The organism is Pseudomonas sp. QLc11A (assembly GCF_052112305.1).
Classification (GTDB): Bacteria; Pseudomonadota; Gammaproteobacteria; order Pseudomonadales; family Pseudomonadaceae; genus Aquipseudomonas; species Aquipseudomonas laurylsulfatiphila.
On sequence record NZ_JAVAJJ010000003.1, the window covers coordinates 122,480 to 140,714 of the forward strand.

The 18,235-nt window shown below is 58.7% G+C and carries 16 protein-coding genes; 13 read left to right on the forward strand and 3 right to left on the reverse strand.

Going from position 1 to position 18,235, the window contains the following annotated elements:
• Nucleotides 1-151: 151 nt before the first annotated feature.
• The 3 genes from Q8X48_RS05960 to phhA all read right to left on the reverse strand — a co-directional run bounded on the left by Q8X48_RS05960 (nucleotide 152) and on the right by phhA (nucleotide 2,592).
• Nucleotides 152-1,345, reverse strand: coding sequence for an amino acid aminotransferase (locus Q8X48_RS05960; protein ID WP_102674980.1), 1,194 nt, complete (start codon nucleotides 1,343-1,345; stop codon nucleotides 152-154).
• Nucleotides 1,345-1,701, reverse strand: a complete 357-nt coding sequence (locus tag Q8X48_RS05965) for a 4a-hydroxytetrahydrobiopterin dehydratase (protein ID WP_007975310.1) — start codon at nucleotides 1,699-1,701, stop codon at nucleotides 1,345-1,347. Before Q8X48_RS05965 ends, Q8X48_RS05960 begins: the two co-directional genes overlap by 1 nt.
• A gap of 105 nt (nucleotides 1,702-1,806) precedes the next feature.
• Nucleotides 1,807-2,592, reverse strand: coding sequence for a phenylalanine 4-monooxygenase (gene phhA / locus Q8X48_RS05970; RefSeq protein WP_007983447.1), 786 nt, complete (start codon nucleotides 2,590-2,592; stop codon nucleotides 1,807-1,809).
• Nucleotides 2,593-2,996: 404 nt separating this feature from the next.
• Between phhA and Q8X48_RS05975 the strand changes: the two genes are divergently transcribed.
• From Q8X48_RS05975 to fliS, 13 genes are all read left to right on the forward strand, one after another.
• Nucleotides 2,997-4,556, forward strand: a complete 1,560-nt coding sequence (locus Q8X48_RS05975) for a sigma-54-dependent phenylalanine hydroxylase transcriptional regulator PhhR (protein WP_046037726.1) — start codon at nucleotides 2,997-2,999, stop codon at nucleotides 4,554-4,556.
• 356 nt (nucleotides 4,557-4,912) lie between these two features.
• Entirely contained in the window at nucleotides 4,913-5,653 is a 741-nt protein-coding gene (locus Q8X48_RS05980; RefSeq protein ID WP_015096283.1) for a flagellar basal body rod protein FlgF, read from the forward strand.
• Nucleotides 5,654-5,698: 45 nt separating this feature from the next.
• Nucleotides 5,699-6,484 (forward strand): flagellar basal-body rod protein FlgG, encoded by a 786-nt coding sequence (gene flgG / locus Q8X48_RS05985; protein ID WP_015096282.1) that lies wholly within the window; start codon nucleotides 5,699-5,701, stop codon nucleotides 6,482-6,484.
• Between the two features lie 52 nt (nucleotides 6,485-6,536).
• Nucleotides 6,537-7,232 (forward strand): flagellar basal body L-ring protein FlgH, encoded by a 696-nt coding sequence (gene flgH / locus Q8X48_RS05990; protein WP_015096281.1) that lies wholly within the window; start codon nucleotides 6,537-6,539, stop codon nucleotides 7,230-7,232.
• Nucleotides 7,233-7,250: 18 nt separating this feature from the next.
• On the forward strand, nucleotides 7,251-8,360 hold the full coding sequence (locus tag Q8X48_RS05995; RefSeq protein ID WP_407799594.1) for a flagellar basal body P-ring protein FlgI: 1,110 nt from the start codon (nucleotides 7,251-7,253) through the stop codon (nucleotides 8,358-8,360).
• Between the two features lie 11 nt (nucleotides 8,361-8,371).
• Nucleotides 8,372-9,658 (forward strand): flagellar assembly peptidoglycan hydrolase FlgJ, encoded by a 1,287-nt coding sequence (gene flgJ, locus Q8X48_RS06000; protein ID WP_407799427.1) that lies wholly within the window; start codon nucleotides 8,372-8,374, stop codon nucleotides 9,656-9,658.
• Nucleotides 9,659-9,681: 23 nt separating this feature from the next.
• Nucleotides 9,682-11,739 carry a flagellar hook-associated protein FlgK gene (flgK, locus tag Q8X48_RS06005; protein WP_407799428.1) on the forward strand — a complete coding sequence of 686 codons (2,058 nt, stop codon included), beginning with the start codon at nucleotides 9,682-9,684 and terminating at the stop codon, nucleotides 11,737-11,739.
• Nucleotides 11,740-11,752: 13 nt separating this feature from the next.
• Nucleotides 11,753-13,321 (forward strand): flagellar hook-associated protein 3, encoded by a 1,569-nt coding sequence (locus tag Q8X48_RS06010; protein WP_407799429.1) that lies wholly within the window; start codon nucleotides 11,753-11,755, stop codon nucleotides 13,319-13,321.
• 315 nt (nucleotides 13,322-13,636) lie between these two features.
• The gene (locus Q8X48_RS06015) at nucleotides 13,637-14,563 is read left to right on the forward strand and encodes a ketoacyl-ACP synthase III (RefSeq protein ID WP_126046796.1); all 927 of its coding nucleotides are present in this window, start codon (nucleotides 13,637-13,639) and stop codon (nucleotides 14,561-14,563) included.
• 306 nt (nucleotides 14,564-14,869) lie between these two features.
• Complete coding sequence (locus Q8X48_RS06020) at nucleotides 14,870-15,700, forward strand: flagellin domain-containing protein (protein WP_126046794.1); 831 nt, start codon at nucleotides 14,870-14,872, stop codon at nucleotides 15,698-15,700.
• Nucleotides 15,701-15,774: 74 nt separating this feature from the next.
• Complete coding sequence (locus tag Q8X48_RS06025; RefSeq protein WP_126046792.1) at nucleotides 15,775-16,140, forward strand: flagellar protein FlaG; 366 nt, start codon at nucleotides 15,775-15,777, stop codon at nucleotides 16,138-16,140.
• An 86-nt stretch (nucleotides 16,141-16,226) separates the two neighbouring features.
• Nucleotides 16,227-17,651 carry a flagellar filament capping protein FliD gene (fliD, locus tag Q8X48_RS06030; protein WP_407799430.1) on the forward strand — a complete coding sequence of 475 codons (1,425 nt, stop codon included), beginning with the start codon at nucleotides 16,227-16,229 and terminating at the stop codon, nucleotides 17,649-17,651.
• A 187-nt stretch (nucleotides 17,652-17,838) separates the two neighbouring features.
• Entirely contained in the window at nucleotides 17,839-18,234 is a 396-nt protein-coding gene (fliS, locus tag Q8X48_RS06035) for a flagellar export chaperone FliS (protein WP_126046789.1), read from the forward strand.
• The last annotated feature ends 1 nt before the right edge of the window (nucleotide 18,235 follow it).

Sequence of the window (18,235 nt, forward strand, 5' to 3'; positions counted from 1 at the left end):
GACGGATGGGATTGTCTAGACATGACTGGAAGAGCGACACAAAACAAATGTGGGAGCGAGCTTGCTCGCGATAGCGGCCTGACAGTCAACAGAGATGTTGAATGTTATGGCCTCATCGCGAGCAAGCTCGCTCCCACAGGGTTTGGTGGTGTTATTTGCAGACTGCGGCAATCGCCTCGGCCAACAGATCCAAGCGCGTGGCATCGATGCCTGCAACGTTGGCGCGGCCGGAGTTGACCATGTACACGCTGTGATGATCCCGCAGGTTCTTCACTTGCTCTGGCGACAGGCCTGTGTAGGAAAACATCCCGCGTTGCACGCCAATGTGCGCAAACCGCTCGCGCAAACCGTGAGGCTCCAGTGCTTCCACCAGACCGCTGCGCAGTTGGGCGATACGCAAGCGCATGCCTTCCACTTCGTCAGCCCAGAGGTTTTTCAACTCCGGGTCGCCGAGGATGGTCGCGACCACGGCCGCACCGTGATCCGGCGGCGTCGACCACAGGTTGCGGGCGATGTTGGCCAGCTGGCTGCGGATATCGGTGAGCTTGTCGGCGCTTTTCGCGCAGACAATCAGTGCGCCGGTGCGGTCGCGGTACAGGCCGAAGTTCTTCGAGCAAGAGCTGGTGATCAGCAGTTCCGGCAACTCGGCGGCGAACAGCCGGGTCGACCAGGCATCCTGCTCCAGGCCATCGCCGAATCCTTGATACGCGAAGTCGATCAGTGGCAGCAGTTCGCGCTTGCGTACTACCTCCAGCACCCGCTGCCAGTCATCCTGGGACAGGTCGAAACCGGTCGGGTTGTGGCAGCAGGCATGCAGCAACACCACGTCACCCTTGGGCGCTTCGTTGAGCACTGCCAGCATGCCATCGACATCCAGTCGGTTGTCGCTGCCGACGTAGGGGTAATGGCTGACCTTGACCTTGGCGGCGGCGAAAATGCTTTCATGGATCGGCCAGGTCGGATTGCTCAGCCAGACGCCGCGCCCCGGCAGGCACTGGGCGATGAAGTCAGCGCTCAGGCGCAAGGCCCCGGTGCCGCCCGGAGTCTGGGTGGCGCCAGCGCGTTGTGCGCTGATCAGCTTCGAGTCGGCGCCCAGCACCAGCTCATTGATCGCCTTGCCGAACGCCGGTTCGCCGTGACCACCGATGTAGGTCTTGGTGGACTGGCCGTCCACCAGGCGCTGCTCGGCAAGTTTCACCGACTCGAGAATCGGCGTCAGGCCTTGGGCGTCTTTATAGACACCCACGCCCAAATCGAACTTGCGCGGGTTCGGGTCCTGCGCGTAGGCCTCCATCAGGCCCAGAATCGGGTCGCCGGGCACTCGGCCGATGGCGTCGAAGTGCATTACTTGCGCCCCTCAGCGTCCTTCGCTACTTCGTCAGTGCGCGCGGCCATGATGAAGTCGTTGCGGTGCAGGCCCTTGATCGAGTGGCTCCACCAGGTCACGGTCACTTTGCCCCACTCGGTCAGCAGGCCCGGGTGATGGCCTTCAGCCTCGGAGATTTCACCGACGGCGTTGGTGAAGGCCAGTGCATGTTTGAAGTTCTTGAACAGGAAGACCTTTTCCAGCTGCATGATGCTGTCACGTACTTCGATGTTCCAGTCCGGGATCTGCTTGATCAGGATCGGCAGTTCTTCGTCGCTGACTTGTGGGGCGTCGGCGCGGCAGGCTTCGCAATGGGCTTGGTTCAAGGTGGACATGGTGTGTTTCCTGTAATCGAGTGTTTTTATATCGGTCGACAGTGCCGTCACGCTAAACCAAAGCGACGGTGACTGACAGACTCACTTGTCAGCAAAAGTCGCGGTTCACGCGGCCTTTGGGGGGAATTTCGGCGTGTGCAGACCCATCTGCATCGCTTGCTTGACCATGCCCATGATGTCTTCGTGGGCCAGGTCGAACAGGCGCTTGAGGTTCGGCAGAACGAAATACAGGGGTTGCAGGATGTCGATGCGGTAAGGCGTGCGCATGCATTCCAGAGGGTCGAAGGCTTGATGTTCAGGCTCGTTCGACAGGCTGTAGACGGTCTCTTTCGGTGAAGACAGGATGCCGCCGCCGTAGATGCGCTGGCCTTGCGGGGTGTCGACCAGGCCGAACTCGATGGTCATCCAGTACAGGCGCGCCAGGTACACGCGTTCTTCCTTGGACGCCTTGAGGCCGAGCTTGCCGTAGGTGTGGGTGAATTCAGCGAACCAGGGGTTGGTCAGCAGCGGGCAGTGACCGAAGATCTCGTGGAAAATGTCCGGCTCTTGCAGGTAGTCCAGTTCTTCGCGGGTCCGAATGAAGGTCGCTACCGGAAACTGCTTGCTGGCCAGCAATTCGAAAAAGGTCTGGAAGGGAATCAATGCGGGAACCCGGGCAACCTGCCAGCCGGTGGTTTCACCGAGGACCTTGTTGATTTCGCCGAGTTGAGGAATGCGGTCGTGGGGCAGACCGAGTTTTTCGATACCGTCCAGGTATTCCTGGCACGCACGCCCTTCGATCACTTTCAGTTGGCGAGTGATCAGCGTGTTCCACACCGCGTGTTCTTCGGCGGGGTAGTCGATAAAACCTTGCGCATCGGGCTCGCGAGCCACGTATTGCGTCTGCTTCATGCTGCTCTCCTGCTAAGGGATTTCGTTCTTGTTATGTACTGCTATGGACCTAGAAATACCCCAAGGATTGCGGCATTGCAGCAGGTGGTCGGCGCATCGAGTGGGAAAAAACCCTCAAGAATCGTAAAGTTTTCGTTACGTATTGGCTGTTGTCGCGCAGGTGGTGGGATTTTCAGGTTTGAAAAGCGCGTTGGCTGTCACATAATCTTGACGACTATCTGAGCGCCTTTGCAGAAAAAATCGTCCGGGGCGCTGCAAAAACACTGTGGGAGCGAGCCTGCTCGCGAAGACGGCCTTCCAGTTGATAGATGTGTCGACTGATACCGCGCTTTCGCGAGCAGGCTCGCTCCCACAGGGTGCATTCCAGGCATCCACCACAATCACTGCTTTTTCAGGCCTTTTTCATGCGTATCAAAGTCCACTGCCAGAACCGCATCGGCATCCTGCGCGACATTCTCAACCTGCTGGTGGAGTACGGGATCAACGTGGCCCGCGGTGAAGTGGGGGGTGAGCATGGCAACGCCATCTACCTGCATTGCCCGAACCTGATCAACATCCAGTTCCAGGCCTTGCGTCCGAAATTCGAAGCGATTGCCGGGGTCTTCGGCGTCAAGCGTGTAGGGCTGATGCCCAGCGAGCGTCGGCACATGGAACTCAATGCCCTGCTCGGTGCGCTGGAGTTTCCGGTGCTGTCGATCGACATGGGTGGTTCCATCGTCGCGGCCAACCGGGCAGCGGCGCAGTTGCTGGGGGTGCGGGTCGACGAGGTGCCGGGTATTCCATTGTCGCGCTACGCCGAAGATTTCGATTTGCCAGAACTGGTGCGCGCCAACAAATCGCGAATCAACGGGCTGCGGGTCAAGGTCAAGGGTGACGTATTCCTGGCCGACATCGCGCCCTTGCAGTCGGAGCACGACGACAGCGAGGCCATGGCCGGTGCCGTGCTGACGCTGCACCGCGCCGACCGGGTGGGTGAACGCATCTATAACGTGCGCAAGCAGGAATTGCGTGGCTTCGACAGCATCTTCCAGAGCTCGAAAGTGATGGCCGCGGTGGTGCGCGAAGCACGGCGCATGGCGCCGCTGGATGCGCCGCTATTGATAGAGGGCGAAACCGGCACCGGCAAAGAGTTGCTGGCGCGGGCCTGCCATCTGGCCAGTCCGCGTGGGCAGTCGCCGTTGATGGCGCTCAATTGTGCCGGGCTGCCGGAGTCCATGGCCGAGACGGAGCTGTTCGGTTATGGCCCCGGTGCCTTTGAAGGGGCGCGGGCCGAAGGCAAGCTCGGGCTGCTGGAGCTGACGGCGGGCGGTACGCTGTTTCTCGATGGCGTCGGGGAAATGAGCCCGCGCTTGCAGGTGAAATTGCTGCGCTTTTTGCAGGACGGCTGCTTCCGTCGTGTGGGCAGCGACGAGGAGGTCTACCTCGACGTGCGAGTGATCTGCGCGACCCAGGTCGACCTGTCCGAACTGTGCGCGCGCGGCGAGTTCCGCCAGGACCTCTATCACCGCTTGAATGTGTTGTCGCTGCACATCCCGCCGCTGCGCGAATGCCTCGACGGTTTGACGCCGCTGGTGGAGCACTTCCTCGATCAGGCCAGTCGGCAGATCGGTTGCCCGTTGCCGAAACTGGCCCCTGCGGCCATGGAGCGGCTCAGCCACTACCATTGGCCGGGCAACGTGCGGCAACTGGAGAACGTGCTGTTCCAGGCGGTTTCCCTGTGCGACGGCGGCACGGTCAAGGCCGAGCATATTCGCCTGCCGGATTATGGCGTGCGTCAGCCCCTTGGCGATTTTTCGCTGGAGGGCGGGCTGGACGAGATTGTCGGGCGTTTCGAGAAGGCGGTGCTGGAACGGTTGTATTCCGAGCATCCGAGCAGTCGGCAGCTGGGCAAGCGGTTGGGGGTTTCGCATACCACCATTGCCAACAAGTTGCGTGAGTATGAGGTGGGCAAGGACAACACCTGAGTCTCTGGCGAGCGAGTTTTTGTGGCGAGGGGGCTTGCCCCCGTTGGGTTGCGAAGCAGCCCCAAGCCATGCAGTCAATTTCTGTCAGGTAAAACGCGTCAAATGGATTTGCGGCCGCTACGCGACCGAACGGGGGCAAGCCCCCTCGCCACAGAATAATGAGGTGAACTCTTGCCACCCACCGGCATGACACCGCCGGTTTTTCGTCTTTGACACAAATCACCAATCCCCTCTGATCTCCTCAAGTCCCCTGTTTACCGGGCCTCGCGCCGCCAAAAACAAGTTGGTCTGCAAATTGCTTATGGCTCAGCAACACAGCAGTGGGCGGCAAACGTCCGGCAGGCAGAGGAAAGAGTGTGGACAAGTACCTTTATGTGGCAATGACCGGCGCCAGCCAGAATGCACTGGCGCAAAAGGCGCATGCCAACAACCTCGCGAACATCTCCACCAACGGCTTCCAGAAAGACCTGGAGCAGGCCCGTTCGATGCCGGTGTTTGGTGACAGCTTTCCGGCGCGTGCGTTTGCCATGTCCGAACGCCCGGCCACGGATTTCTCCCCGGGCTCACTGGTGGAAACCGGCCGGGACCTGGACGTTGCCGTGCAGGGCGGCGGCTGGATTGCCGTACAGAATCCCGATGGCGGTGAAAGCTACGTGCGCACTGGCAGCCTGAACGTTGACGCCCTGGGCGTGCTGCGTGCCGGCAACGGTATGCCGGTCATGGGCAATGGCGGGCCGATTGCCGTGCCGCCGGAGCAGCAGATCGAAGTCGGCGAGGACGGCACCATCAGCATTCGCGCGATGGGCGAAGGTCCGCGGGTGATGGCTGAAGTGGACCGCATCAAGCTGGTCAACCCGGACCTGAAGAACATGACCAAGGGCCTGGATGGTTCGATCCACACCAAGGACGGCAAGCCGGCGCAGGCCGATGCCGACGTCAAACTGGTGTCCGGGTTCCTCGAGTCGAGCAACGTCAATGCCGTGGAAGAGATGACCTCGGTACTGGCCTTGTCCAAGCAGTTCGAGCTGCACATCAAGATGATGAACACCGCCAAAGACGATGACCAGGCCATGGCTCGGGTCTTGCAGATCAGCTAATTACCAGAACGTCGCGCCGTAAAACAGGCGCACGAGGAGAATCGAATGCTTCCGGCTCTATGGGTTGCCAAAACAGGCCTGTCCGCCCAGGACACCAACCTGACCACCATTTCCAACAACCTGGCGAACGTGTCGACCACGGGTTTCAAACGTGACCGCGCCGAGTTCCAGGACCTGCTCTACCAGATCAAGCGTCAGCCAGGCGCCCAGTCGACCCAGGACAGCGAACTGCCGTCGGGTCTGCAACTGGGTACCGGTGTGCGCATCGTCGGCACCCAGAAGAACTTCACCGCCGGCAGCCTGCAAACCACCGAGCAGCCACTGGACATGGCCATCGACGGTCGCGGTTTCTTCCAGATCCTGCAACCGGATGGCACCACGTCCTACACCCGTGACGGTACCTTCCACCTGGACTCCAACGGCCAGATCGTCAACGCCAGCGGCTTTGCCCTGGAGCCGGCGATTGTCATTCCGAACGATGCGCAGACCTTCACCGTCGGCCGCGACGGCACCGTGTCCATCACCATTGCCGGCAACCCGGCTGCCCAGGTGATCGGCAACCTGCAAACCGCCGACTTCATCAACCCGGCCGGCCTGCAGGCAGTGGGCAACAACCTGTTCCTGGAAACCGCCGCCAGTGGTGCGCCGCAAGTCGGCACACCGGGCCTGAACGGTTTCGGCACCACGCTGCAGAACACCCTGGAAACCTCCAACGTCAGCACCGTTGAGGAGATGGTCAACATGATCACCACCCAGCGCGCCTACGAGATGAACTCCAAGGTGATCTCCACCGCCGACCAGATGCTCTCGTTCGTAACGCAGAACCTGTAATCAAGTCTATGGGGCGGCCATGAGGCTGCCTGCAACACCGTGAGGTAGGGTCATGAATCGCTATGTATCTGTTCTGGCACTGAGTGGGATCGCCGCGCTCGCAGGTTGCGTGCCTGCGACGCCCAAACCCAATGACCCTTACTACGCCCCGGTGTTGCCGCGCACGCCGTTGCCGGCGGCTGCCAACAACGGCTCGATCTATCAGGCCGGTTTCGAACAGAACCTCTACAGCGACCGCAAGGCGTTCCGGGTCGGTGATGTCATCACCATCACCCTGAACGAAAGGACCCAGGCCAGCAAAAACGCCAACTCGCAAATCGGCAAGAACAGCAAGGCCAACATCGGCCTGAGTTCGCTGTTCGGCAGCAGCGCCACCACCAACAACCCGTTCGGCGATGGCGACCTGAGCCTGAGTGCCAGCTACGAAGGTGACCGCGCGACCAAGGGTGACAGCAAGGCGGCGCAGGGCAACACCCTGACCGGTTCGATCACCGTGACCGTTGCCGATGTGTTGCCCAACGGCATCATCGCGGTGCGCGGCGAGAAGTGGATGACCCTCAACACCGGCGATGAGCTGGTGCGGATCGCCGGCCTGGTTCGCGCCGATGACATCTCGACCGACAACACCGTGTCGTCGACCCGTGTCGCCGATGCGCGCATTACCTACTCGGGCACCGGCTCGTTTGCCGATGCGAGTCAGCCAGGCTGGTTCGACCGTTTCTTCCTCAGCCCGCTGTTCCCTTTCTAGGTGGCTTTCCAGTTGAGCATGTTGAACTTCAAACACCTTATGGTGGCTACCCTGATTCTGTCGGCAGCCTTCAATGCTCAAGCCGAGCGCCTCAAGGACATCGCCAGCATTTCCGGCGTGCGCTCCAACCAGTTGATCGGCTACGGCCTGGTGGTCGGACTTAACGGCACCGGCGACCAGACGACGCAGACCCCGTTCACCCTGCAGACCTTCAACAACATGCTCTCGCAGTTCGGCATCAAGGTGCCGCCGGGTTCGGGCAACGTGCAGTTGAAGAACGTGGCGGCCGTGTCGATCAGCGCCGATCTGCCGGCGTTTGCCAAGCCGGGTCAGCAGGTCGACATCACTGTTTCCTCCATCGGCAACTCCAAGAGCTTGCGCGGCGGTACCTTGCTGCTGACGCCGCTCAAGGGGATCGACGGCAACGTCTATGCGGTGGCCCAGGGCAACCTGGTGGTTGGCGGTTTCGATGCGGAAGGGCGCGACGGCTCGAAGATCACCGTCAACGTTCCGTCGGCCGGCCGCATCCCCGGGGGTGCATCGGTGGAGCGCGCGGTGCCGAGCGGTTTCAACCAGGGCAACAGCCTGACGCTGAACCTCAACCGTTCCGACTTCACCACGGCCAAGCGCATCGTCGACAAGATCAACAACATGCTCGGCCCTGGCGTGGCCCAGGCCATCGATGGCGGTTCGATTCGCGTCACCGCGCCGCTCGATCCAAGCCAGCGGGTCGACTACCTGTCGATCCTGGAAAACCTCGAGATCGATCCGGGCCAGGCGGTGGCGAAAGTCATCATCAACTCCCGTACCGGCACCATCGTGATCGGCCAGAACGTCAAGGTTTCTCCGGCCGCCGTGACCCACGGCAGCCTGACCGTGACCATCACCGAAGACCCGATCGTCAGCCAGCCCGGCCCTCTGTCCAATGGCACGACGGCGGTGGTGCCGCGTTCGACGGTCAATGCCCAGCAGGAAGCCAAGCCGATGTTCAAGTTCGGCCCTGGCACCACCCTCGACGAGATCGTGCGGGCGGTGAATCAGGTCGGAGCGGCACCGGGTGACCTGATGGCCATCCTCGAAGCGCTGAAGCAGGCCGGCGCCCTGCAAGCCGACCTGATCGTGATCTGAGGACGGCCATCGTGGATATGCGCAAGAGCGGTCTGGTCAGCAGCAGCGATTCGGGTTCCTACTCGGACCTCAATCGTCTGAATCAGCTCAAGGTCGGCGACAAGAACAGCGACGACAACCTACGCAAGGTGGCGCAGGAGTTCGAGTCGCTGTTCCTCGGGGAAATGCTCAAGTCCATGCGTTCGGCGACCGAAGCGCTGGGCCAGGACAATCCGATGAACACCCCGGCGGCCAAGCAATATCAGGAAATGTACGACCAGCAACTGGCCGTTTCCATGTCCCGTGAGGGTGGTGGTATCGGTCTGGCTGACGTGCTGATGCGCCAGATGTCGAAGAATAAACCGCTGGCGCCGGGTGAGGCCGCCGCAGCGTCTCTGGCCAAGCAAGAGGCCGCGAAAGCCGCCGTGCAAACGCCGGTGGCGGCCGGCACAACGGCAATCAACGGACCGCTGTCGCGGGTCAATGGCCAGCGTCCATTGTGGGCTTCGCGCTCGGTCCATGCGCCGCAAGAGGCGGGTGAGGGTGGTCATCGCAATGACATGGCGCTGATCAATCAGCGACGCCTGGCATTGCCGCCGAAGCTGGCTGATCGTCTGTTGGCAGGGCTGGTGCCTTCGGCGACGCCCGCTGCCACGACGATCAACAAGACCCCGTTGCCTGAGCGCGCGACAAGCACCGGTACGGGACCGCTGTACAACGGTGACTGGCTGGCGACTGCGCAGCAATCCTCCTCTGGCGGCATGCAGATCTACGGTCGCGCCATGGCGCAGATTCCTCTGGCGCCAGCGAAGAAAGCCTTCGGTTCCGCCGACCAGTTCGTCAACACCATGTTGCCGATGGCCAGGGAAGCGGCGGCCCGCATTGGTGTCGATCCGCGTTACCTGGTGGCCCAGGCGGCCCTGGAAACCGGCTGGGGCAAGTCGGTCATGCGTGCTCAGGACGGCAGCAGCAGCCACAACCTGTTCGGCATCAAGGCCGGCAACAGTTGGCAGGGTAATTCGGCGCGGGCGATCACCAGCGAATTCCGAAACGGGCAGATGGTCAAGGAGACGGCCGAGTTCCGTTCCTACGACTCCTACAAGGACAGTTTCCATGACCTTGTGACTTTGCTGCAGACCAATAATCGCTATCAAGATGTCGTGAAGTCGGCCGATAACCCAGAACAGTTTGTACGCGAGTTGCAGAAGGCCGGTTACGCAACCGACCCGGACTACGCGAGCAAGATTTCGCAGATAGCCAAGCAGATGACGAGTTACCAGAACTACGCTGCGGCGGGCGTTTCCACCACGCCTTTATAGGCACAAGGTATAAGGTCTGAAACATGAGTTTGCTCAATATCGGGATGTCGGGGCTGTCCGCCAGCCAGTCTTCATTGATGACCACCGGCAATAACATTTCCAACGCCGACACCGCCGGGTACTCACGCCAGCAAACCGTGCAGGGCACCAAGAGTTCGATTCAGTACGGCAACGTCTACATCGGCACTGGCACGACGCTGGCCGATGTACGCCGGGTATACAACAGCTACCTCGATGCGCAGTTGCAGACAACGACGTCGCTCAACAGTGATTCGGCTGCGTACCTTGGGCAAGTCACGCCACTCGATACCTTGCTGTCCGACAGTAGCACCGGTCTCAATGGTGCCCTGAGCAAATTCTTTGCCTCGGTACAGAACGTCAATGCCAAACCGGGCGACGACGCCTCCCGCCAGTCGCTGCTCAGCGATGCCCAAGCCCTGAGCAATCGTTTCAATTCCGTGTCCAGCCAGTTGAACACGCAGAATGCGAACATCAACGGCAACCTGGCGAACATGGCTGATCAGGTCAACAAGCTGGCCACTACCGTGGCGCAGTTGAACCAGAAAATCAGCGAGATTTCGAGCTCCGGCGGCACGCCGAATGAGCTGCTTGATGCACGTAACGAAACCATGCGCCAGCTATCGACCTTCACCGGCGCACAGTTTGTCGAACGCGACGGCAATGTTGATATCTATCTGGGTAGCGGTCAGCCACTGGTGATTGGCAATACAGTCAACAAGCTTGAGGCTGTCCCGGGTAAAGATGATCCGGGTCGCTTGTCGCTGCAGATCAATCGTGGCTCGGGCACCATCGATATCACGTCGATCATGACTGGTGGTGAAATCGGCGGCCTGCTACGTTATCGCAGCGAAGTACTCGATCCGGCCATGAACGAATTGGGTCGTGTGGCGCTGGTCGTCGCCGATCAGATGAACAGTATCCAGGCTCAGGGCATCGACAAGAACGGTGATTTCGGTTCGAACCTGTTCAACAGCATCAACAGTGCCGCGCAAATGTCTCAGCGCAGCATTGCTTCCACCAGCAACAGTGCCGGTTCCGGCAACTTCGATGTAAGCATCGAGGACACTGGCAAGCTGACCATCAACGATTACAAGGTCATGTTCACGTCCGCCACCGACTACACCGTTCGGCGCCTGCCAGATAACACGTCGATTGGCAGCTTCAGCACGACGACCACACCTGCGCCGGTGATCGACGGGTTCTCGATGACGTTCAACGGGGGAGCGGCTCAAGGCGACACCTTCAAGCTCACGCCGACGCGTAACGCATCGGCTGATATCAAAACCGAGATGACCGACTCCAAGCGTCTGGCTATCGCGGCGCCCTTGGGGGCGGCCATCGCTCCGGGTGGTAGCGGCACGCTGACCATTCCGGCCAGTGGTCAGCCGACCCTGACCACGAAGTTCGATATCTACGACTCGGCCACCGCCACGGCGATGCAGAACGGCCTGAAAAACTCCACGCCAACCAAGGTCGTGTTTGGCGATGTTTCCGCTGACGGCACCAGCCAGACCTACCAGTTCCTGGATGCCAAGGGTGGTGTTATCAGCAGTGGCACCATCAAGCCTGGCGAGAACAATGCCCTGAGCCTGAGTATTCCGCTCCAGGATGCCAGTGGTGCGCCGATTCCGGCCGCTCCTGCCACGCAATACACCGCAACTTTCGCTATGACCGTGGCTGGCTCCCCAGGCAAAGGCACCGCGATCAACGTCACGCTCAGTCAGTCGGGTACGCTGGATAACCGTAACGGCACCGCGCTGGCTGGTTTGCAAACCGGACAGACCGTAGACACGGGGTCGGCCAGCAAAGGCATTTCCCTGAGCGACGCCTACGGCAAGCTGGTCGAGGGCGTCGGCTCCAAGGCGGCTCAAGGCAAGCTTGACAGTGCGGCGACCACCGCCATTCTCGCGAACGCCAAGGGCGCACGTGACTCGCTTTCCGGTGTCGACCTCGATGAGGAAACCGGCAACCTGGTCAAGTATCAGCAGTACTACACCGCCTCTTCGCAGATCATCAAGGCTGCGCAGGAAATCTTCAGCACACTGATCAACAGCCTTTAAGGAGTCGTAGCCCATGCGCATTTCTACCGCCCAGTTTTACGAGTCTTCGGCTGCGAACTATCAGAAGAATTTCGCGAACGCGGTCAAAAGCAGTGAAGAGGCCAGCAGCCTGGTTCGCGTCAACACCGCCGCCGATGATCCGGTTGGCGCTTCGCGCCTGCTGCAATTGGGGCAGCAGGCTTCGATGCTCGATCAGTACACGGCCAATACCAATGCCATCAAGGCGACTTTGGGTACGACTGAATCGGTGATGACCAGCATTGGCAATGTGCTGCAGCGCGCGCGCGAGCTGGCGATCGGCGCAGGAAATGGTGCCTATGCCGATGCTGATCGACAGGCCACCGCCTCTGAACTGGGGCAGATTGAAGAGCAGTTGCTGAGTTTGATGAATACCAAGGATGAAAGCGGTAAATATATTTTCGCCGGTTCCAAGGGCGATACGGTTCCGTTTTCACGCAACTCCGACGGTACCTACAGCTACAACGGTGATCAGACCACGCTGAATCTGCCTATTGGCGATACCATGTCGATGGCCGCCAACAGCACCGGCTGGGAAGCTTTTCAGCAGGCGATCAACACCAGTCGGAGCCAGACCGCCCTCACGTCGCCAGCTGTCAACGATGGGCGGGTACTGCTGTCTGACGGTCTGGTGTCCGCAAGTGCGACCTACAATAATCGCTTTCGTAGTGGCGAGCCTTACACGGTCGACTTCTTGAGCGGCACGCAATTGAAGATCACTGACGCGTCAGGCAATGATGTGACAGCTGAAGCCAGCCAGAATGGTGCGTTCAGTTCCAAGGACGCAACCACACAATCCATCAATTTTCGTGGGCTTGAACTGCGTTTGAACATTAATCTGCAAGCCGGTGATACTGATCCGGATGCGGTGATCGCCGGGCATAGTTTCAGCCTCACGAGCAAACCGGACAGCTTCAACGTCTCTCGCTCTCCCGGTAACCCGTCTACAGCACAGGTCACCGCCAGCACCGTCAGCAACGCAGCGGATTACAACGGCAGCTTTCCGACGGGGGGCGCCATCCTCAAGTTCACCAGCGCCACCGGTTACGAGCTTTATGCGTCGCCGTTCACGGCCGATAGCAAACCTGTTTCCACGGGTAGCCTGGTTGGATCGACTGCGACGGCGGCGGGTGTCGATTTCAATCTAAGTGGCGCACCGCAGGCGGGTGACCAGTATGTGATTGCCGTGAACAACCATCAGACACAGAACATTCTGGATACCGTCAGTCAGTTGCGTTCGGCATTATTAGCCCCCATCAGCACTGATCCGGTCCTTGGGCAGCGCTTCACTGCCGAGTTGAGTGCTGGCATCTCCAACTTGACCAGCGGTACCGAGCAACTCTCCAGTGCCCTGAGTTCAGTGGGCGGGCGCGGCGCGGCACTCGACACTCAAACCGAAGCCAACGCCAGTATCTCCCTCGCTAACAAACAGACTCAGTCAGCGATTCGCGACTCCGATCCGGCAGAAGTGATGACCCGTCTGACCTTGCAGCAAACCATGCTGCAAGCGTCGCAATTGGCGTTCAGCAAGATCGCGCAGTTGGGCCTGTTCAACAAGGTTTGAACCTGGTTGATGTGCGCTCGATTTTATTGAGGTGCTGGTCAGGCCCTCAAGCGGGGTAAACCGCAGGAATGGTCGCTGTTCGCCTGTCTGCTTCTGCGGTTGAATCCACAAATTAGCGTGACCTGTGAGTCATAGCGTGCATCTTCACTGTATTCTATGAATCGGTAAGATGGCGCCTGGTCTCTGTTTAGCCCAGTGATAGCCTTTAATTCCTGCCGCTGTCGCCGCTTCGGGGCGACGTCTTTCTTTGTTTGTCGGCGCCCCTCGAATCATTACGAGCGGTAGTATTGGGCTGTTTATTATTGGGAAGCCGTAATGATTGGCATAAAAAGCATTGCGAGCTACGTTCCTGTAGCCGGCGTGGACAATTACGCACAAGGTGCAAAATTCGAGAAGGATGAAGCGTTCATCCTGGGCAAAATCGGTTCGGCCTTCCTGCCGCGCAAAGACGACGGGCAGGAAACTTCGGACCTGTGTGTCGAAGCAGTCAATGCGCTGTTCGCCAATAATCCCGAATTGAAGCGTGAATCCATCGACGTGTTGATCGTCGTCACCCAGAACGGCGACGAAGAAGGCCTGCCACACACCGCAGCCATCGTTCAGGACAAACTCGGCCTGCCGACCAGTGTCGCCGCGTTCGATATATCCCTGGGGTGCTCCGGTTACGTCTACGGGATTTATGCGATCAAGGGCTTCATGGAAGCCGCGGGCCTGAAGAATGGCCTGCTGGTGACCGCCGATCCGTATTCCAAGATCGTTGATCCAGAAGATCGCAACACCACAATGCTCTTCGGTGATGCAGCTACCGCTACGTGGATGGGCGAAGAGGCGCCCTGGCAGTTGGGCAAAGCCAAGTTCGGCACCGATGGTTCCGGTGCGCCGCATTTGAAGGTTACTGACGGGGTGTTCTTCATGAATGGTCGTCAGGTGTTCAATTTTGCGCTGCTCAAAGTTCCTGCACACTTGCAGGAACTGCTCAATGATTCCGGGCTGACGGCCGATGACATCGACGCATTTTGCATTCATCAGGGCAGTGCGGCGATTGTCGACGCGGTGGCGCGGCGTTTCGAGGGAGAACCCGAGAAGTTCATCAAGGACATGGTCGAGACCGGTAACACCGTGTCGTCGAGCATTCCGTTGCTGTTGGAGAAGCACGTTCTGGACTCCGGCTGGAAGCGCGTTGCATTGAGCGGATTTGGCGTGGGGTTGTCTTGGGGGTCGGCGATCATTTATCGCCCTTGAATCATTAAGCCCGGGCACAAAAAAAGCGTTCAAGGTCTCTCCTTGAGCGCTTTTTTTGTGCCCGATTTTTATGAGCAGAAAAGCACCTATGACATTGCGCCCGACAGTTCCCTGGCGCCATTTTTTCATTCGTGGTGGTGTTAACCCTTTGTTTTTGTTGGAGGTGGCAGTGTGATGGCAAAATATTTTCAAAAATTCCTAAAGCAACCTGCCATCGCGACGATAACTATTACGAAGGTTCTCTAGGCCATACCCGGCGGTTGCCAGGGCCGGAAACCGCAGTACCCAACCAACGAGGAATTCGTCATGGCTTTAACCGTAAACACTAACGTTGCATCGTTGAACGTTCAAAAGAACCTGAACCGCGCTTCCGATGCTCTGTCCACCTCGATGACTCGTCTGTCTTCCGGCCTGAAAATCAACAGCGCCAAAGACGACGCTGCCGGTCTGCAAATCGCTACCCGCATGACCAGCCAGATTCGCGGCCAGACCATGGCGATCAAAAACGCCAACGACGGTATCTCGATGGCTCAGACCGCTGAAGGCGCTCTGCAAGAGTCCACCAATATTCTGCAGCGTATGCGTGAGCTGGGTATTCAGGCTCGAAATGGTAGCAATACCACGCTCGATAACACTGCAATGAACAAAGAATATCAGGACATGTCAGCTGAGCTGACCCGTATTGCCTCTAGCACTAATTTGAACGGTACTACGCTACTGGATGGTGCGGGTGTTATCAAAATTCAGGTGGGTGCTGGCGTCACTGCTGGTGTTGACGATATCGATTTGGATCTGGGTGCGACAGCAATGACTGCAGCTGGCTTGTTGCTGGATACCACTGATCTTGACGATATTACCAACGCCGGGGCTGCGATTACCGCAATTGATACGGCTCTGGACACTATTAACACCCTGCGCTCCAACCTGGGTGCCGCTCAGAACCGCCTGACCAGCACCATCTCCAACCTGCAAAACATCAACGAAAACGCCAGCGCCGCACTGGGTCGCGTACAAGATACCGACTTCGCCGCTGAAACCGCTCAGATGACCAAGCAGCAGACTCTGCAACAAGCGTCCACTGCTATCCTGGCTCAAGCCAACCAACTGCCTTCCGCTGTACTGAAACTGCTTCAGTAATCGCCGGTTGAAAGTTGGCGGGAGAGTGCGCTGGTCGTGCTCTCCCGCTTTTTTGCTTCAGTGAGGTGATGGACATGGATATGAGCGTCAAGCTGAACTTGTCTTACTCTGTTGCCCAGCCCGCGACACCTGTCGTGGAAAAAGCGCTGGAAAAGCCTAGAACGAATGTGACGCCGGTCGCCGATGTCGAGGATCAAAGCAAAGGAAGTGAAACCGAGCAAGGCAAACTGAAAGCGGCTGTTCAGGAAATTGAAAAGTTCGTGCAGTCGGTCAAGCGTAATCTGGAGTTCTCTATCGACGAGGCCTCCGGCCAGGTGGTGGTTAAGGTCATAGCCAGCGAGTCGGGAGAAGTAGTTCGCCAGATCCCCAATGAAGAAGTCCTGAGGCTGGCCAATAGCTTGAATGATGCGAGCAGCCTGTTGTTCAGCGCCGAGGCCTGAAGGCTGGCATGAAAAGTGTTGCACCGTTCTTTGCGGCGCAGTAAGAGTCAAACGGCTGGCGACCGACAAACTGAAGGGAGATTCACATGGCAAGTCCAATTCTACCGGGTGCTGGGCTGGGTTCCGGCCTGGACACCGGTGCTATCGTCAAGGCTCTGGTCGACGCAGACAAGGTGGCCAAGCAGACGCAGATCGACCGGCAGACAAAGATTACCACCTCGAGCCTTTCCGGTATCGGGACCTTGAAGTCGGTGTTGGCGGCGTTTCAGACCGCGATGAAGAACCTTGGCAGTACCACAACGCCACAGTTCTCGGGTTTTGCTGCAAGCTCTTCCGATGTCAAGGTTGTGACCGCAACCTCCAATAACTCGGCGGTCAAGGGCAGCTACGTTATCAAAGTCGATAACCTTGCTACCTCGGCCAAAGTTGCCAGCGAAGTCTTTACAAATGCAAGCAGCGCTGTTGCAGAGGGTCCTCTGACCATCACGCTGAACAGCAAGGACTATGTCCTTGATGTCCCGGCCGGTGCGACCCTGCAGTCAGTCCGCGACCTGATCAACAGCAAGTTCCAGGGCGATGGCATCAACGCCAACATCATTACCGACAAAGACGGCTCGCGACTGGTGCTGGGCTCCTCGGCTACGGGGGCGGGGTCTGAAATTTCCGTCACTGGTGTGATGACCATCAACGGCCAGCAAGCGATGGCCGCAGACCCTAATGACCCTGATTATCCTAATGTCCCTCTGGGAGCCGGGCGTATTGGTGATGCGGCAACCGATGCGAAGTTCTCGGTCGACGGTCTGAGCATGACCAGCAAAACCAATACCATCGACAATGCCGTCTCGGGTTTGAGCTTCAACCTGTTGGCTGGGGGCGGGGCCACGTCGACGGTGACGGTGGCGACTAATACCGATGGCCTGAAGGCCTCGATCCAGAAGTTCGTCGATGCTTACAACGCGGTAGTCAGCAGCATTGGCACGTTGACCAAGCCCACGCTCGACAGTGACGGTAAGCCGACGGTCGCTGCTGCGTTGACTGGGGACGCGCTGCCGCGCTCCATTCTGGCGGCTATCCGTGGGCCGCTGACCGAGATAGGGGCAGGGGATAAGCTTACCGTGCTGGCGCAATTGGGTATCACCACCAATCAGAAGACCGGTGCATTGGACTTCGATAGCACCAAGTTCACTGCGGCAATGACCGACAAGAGCCTTGGTGGCGAGGTTCAGGCGTTCTTTACCGGGACCGGTGGCTTGCTGGAGCGAATGGACAAGGCGATTGTCCCTTACACCCAAACGGGGGAGATCCTTGATACTCGCACCACCAATCTGAACAAGAACAAAGCCAACCTGGCCGAGCAGCAAGCGGCCCTCGATCGTCGGGTAGCAACACTGACTGCGGTGTTGACCAAAAAATACAACGATATGGATTCTCTGGTGGGCAAGCTGAAAGCTACGGCCAGCAACATTACTTCGATATTTGAAGCCATGACGGCGCAGCAAAGGAACTCCTAGTGCTGTTAGCGCATTGACGCAAAAGCCCGACAGCACGCTCCAGTGTGTCGGGCTTTTTACTTTGGGAATCGCCAAAAAACAGGCATGGTGAAGCATGCGCTACTCCAGCCCGGCACCCGGCTAAAGTTTTTTGATGCGCGGTCGATACATGGATCATACGAATACTAGCGTTTTGATGAGGTAAAACATGAACCCAATGTTAGCCCTTCGGCAGTATCAGAAGATTGGCGCGCAGGCGCAGACTTCCGAAGCCAGTCCCCATCGCCTTGTGCAGATGTTGATGGAGGGTGGTCTGGATCGAATTGCCCAGGCCAAGGGTGCCATGGAACGTAAGGATATCCCGAACAAAGGTGTTCTGATTGGCAAGGCCATCGGCATCATCGGTGGCCTGCGCGAAGGTCTGGATCTGGACAATCAGGCCGAAACGGTAGGCGAACTGGATAGCCTCTACGAATACATGATGAAGCGCCTGACCGAGGCTAACGCCAAGACCGATCCGAAAATCCTCGACGAAGTCGCTGATCTGCTGCGTACGGTCAAAGACGGTTGGGATGCTATTGGCACGCCTGCTCCACAGTTCTGAA

Coding starts and splice junctions, on each gene's coding strand:
- Q8X48_RS05975 (WP_046037726.1), top strand. CDS start 2,997: ATGCGTATCAAAGTCCACTGCCAGAACCGCATCGGCATCCTGCGCGAC.
- Q8X48_RS05995 (WP_407799594.1), top strand. CDS start 7,251: ATGTTGAACTTCAAACACCTTATGGTGGCTACCCTGATTCTGTCGGCA.
- Q8X48_RS06015 (WP_126046796.1), top strand. CDS start 13,637: ATGATTGGCATAAAAAGCATTGCGAGCTACGTTCCTGTAGCCGGCGTG.
- fliS (WP_126046789.1), top strand. CDS start 17,839: ATGAACCCAATGTTAGCCCTTCGGCAGTATCAGAAGATTGGCGCGCAG.
- Q8X48_RS06025 (WP_126046792.1), top strand. CDS start 15,775: ATGGATATGAGCGTCAAGCTGAACTTGTCTTACTCTGTTGCCCAGCCC.
- Q8X48_RS06020 (WP_126046794.1), top strand. CDS start 14,870: ATGGCTTTAACCGTAAACACTAACGTTGCATCGTTGAACGTTCAAAAG.
- flgH (WP_015096281.1), top strand. CDS start 6,537: ATGAATCGCTATGTATCTGTTCTGGCACTGAGTGGGATCGCCGCGCTC.
- flgK (WP_407799428.1), top strand. CDS start 9,682: ATGAGTTTGCTCAATATCGGGATGTCGGGGCTGTCCGCCAGCCAGTCT.
- flgG (WP_015096282.1), top strand. CDS start 5,699: ATGCTTCCGGCTCTATGGGTTGCCAAAACAGGCCTGTCCGCCCAGGAC.
- Q8X48_RS06010 (WP_407799429.1), top strand. CDS start 11,753: ATGCGCATTTCTACCGCCCAGTTTTACGAGTCTTCGGCTGCGAACTAT.
- phhA (WP_007983447.1), bottom strand. CDS start 2,592: ATGAAGCAGACGCAATACGTGGCTCGCGAGCCCGATGCGCAAGGTTTT.
- Q8X48_RS05960 (WP_102674980.1), bottom strand. CDS start 1,345: ATGCACTTCGACGCCATCGGCCGAGTGCCCGGCGACCCGATTCTGGGC.
- Q8X48_RS05965 (WP_007975310.1), bottom strand. CDS start 1,701: ATGTCCACCTTGAACCAAGCCCATTGCGAAGCCTGCCGCGCCGACGCC.
- fliD (WP_407799430.1), top strand. CDS start 16,227: ATGGCAAGTCCAATTCTACCGGGTGCTGGGCTGGGTTCCGGCCTGGAC.